General features: G+C 73.1%; 1 pseudogene. It reads right to left on the bottom strand.

The features are described 5' to 3' along the window. Nucleotides 1-223: 223 nt before the first annotated feature. Nucleotides 224-1,940: pseudogene (locus tag JNW87_RS38030) on the bottom strand (peptidoglycan D,D-transpeptidase FtsI family protein). Nucleotides 1,941-2,028 lie beyond the last annotated feature (88 nt).

Here is a 2,028-nt window from a genome sequence, read left to right as displayed (position 1 = left end):
TCCTGGCTGGCGTGGGTCACCCCGGTCACGGCCACCTCGGCGGCGCCCGCCGGCGGCGCGACGGCGAGCCGGGCGGCGAGGTCGCCGAGCCGGACGGGATTCACGGTACGGGGACGTGGATTGCCGGGCACGGCGTCAGACCCTACCCGGTCGTCCGGGTTCCGACCGCACAGCCGCCCCGGTGGTTCGTCGCCACTCACCGATCATGTCCCGTCCGCCCCGCTCAGCGCGGAAAGACCTCGAACTTGGGGGACTTGCTGGTCGCCGACGGCGGCACCCGGTAGTGCCGCAGCGTGTAGCCCATCATCTCCCGGAAGGCCGGCGCGGCGACCGCGCCGCCCTCGCCGCCCGGGCTCCAGACGAAGACCGCCACCACGTACCGGGGGTGCTCGGCTGGGGCCATCCCGATGAACGAGGCGACCGCGCCGGGCTGCTGCTGGCCGTCGGCGTAGCGCAGTCCGGTGCCGGTCTTGCCGGCCACCCGGTAGCCGGGGACGGCGGCGGCCAGGCCGGTGGCCGGCCCCTCCGGACCGTTGACCGTGGTGACCGCCTCCAGCATGGTGCGCAGCGCGGCGGCGTTCTGCGGGCTGAGCACCGACCGGGTCACCGGCGCGGCCCGGCGTCCGCTTCCCGTCCGGGCCGATCACCTCCCTGATCAGGTGCGGCTGGACGTACGTGCCGTCGTTGGCCACGGCGGCGTACGCGGCGGCCATCTGCAGGGGGGTGGCGTCCACGCTGTGCCCGATCGGCACCGACCCGTACGCCGAGCCGCTCCACTGGTCGGCCGGGAGCAGTCGCCCGGAGGCCTCCCCCGGCAGGCCCTCGCGGGTGGGCTGCCCCAGCCCGAACCGCTTCTGGTAGTCGATGAGGCGGTCCGGCCCCAGCTCGCCAGCGATCTTGATGGTCCCGACGTTGGACGAGTACGCCAGCATGCCGGGGATGCTCATCTTCTGCCCGTTCGCCGGGTGCGTGTCCCGGAAGGTGACGCCGCCCTTGACGATCGTGTTGGGGACGGGGAACGCCGTGTCCGGGGTGATCACGCCCTCCTGGAGGGCCGCGCCGTAGGTGATCGCCTTGTGGATGGAGCCCGGGTCGACCACGAAGCTGGTCGCCGCGTCCTCCCGGTCCGTCGGCTTGCTGCCCTCCGGGTCCGCCGCGTCGTAGGTGGGGTTGCTCGCCTGGGCCAGCACCTCGCCGGTGGGCACGTCGATGATCACCGCGGCGCCGACGCTGCCCCTGGTCTGCGCCATTCGGGCGGTGAGGATCCGCTGCGCCTGGAACTGGAGGTCCCGGTCGATGGTCAGCTCCAGTGAGCTGCCCGGGTTGGGCTGGGTGGTCTGGCTGTAGCCGCCGGGAATCGGCGCGGCCAGGTCGCCCTGCCCGACCTCGTAGGTCTTCTTCCCGGCCTGCCCCTGGAGCAGGTCGTCGTACTTCGCCTCCAGCCCCTCCAGGCCGACCATGTCCTGGCTGACGAAGCCGATCAGGTTGGCGCCCAGGTCGCCGCCGGGCACCTCGCGCCGCTCGTCCCGGTGCACGCCGATGCCGGCCAGGTCCAGCGCCATGATCTGCTTCGCCTTGCCGATCTCGACGCCGCGGGCCAGGTACTCGAACTGCGACGGGATGCCCGTCGGCAGCTTGCGGGGCCTCATCCTGTCGGCCAGGTCGGAGACGGGCACGCCGAGCAGCGGGGAGAGCAGCCGGGCGGTGGCGAACCGGTCCTTGACCCGGGTCGGGTCGGCGAAGACGTACCGGGCCTCGACGCTGTGCGCCAGCGGGGCGCCGGTCCGGTCGTAGATCGCGCCGCGCGGGGCGGGCAGGTCGACCACGGCGAGCCGGTCGGTGACGCCGCCGTCGGCGTACGCCGGGGTGTCCACGGTCTGCAGGAAGACCAGCCGGATGCCGATCGCGGCGAAGAGCGTCAGGGTGAGCCCATGCTCCACGCCGGATACCTGGAGGACTGGGTTTGGGGTGCCACCGTCAGCGGTGTGCCGCAAGGCGGGGTAGCCTCCCCGATCCTGTCCAACATCT

The organism is Micromonospora sp. ATA51, assembly GCF_016802855.1.
Taxonomy (GTDB): Bacteria; Actinomycetota; Actinomycetes; order Mycobacteriales; family Micromonosporaceae; genus Micromonospora; species Micromonospora sicca.
This window is presented reverse-complemented; position numbering and strand designations above follow the sequence as displayed.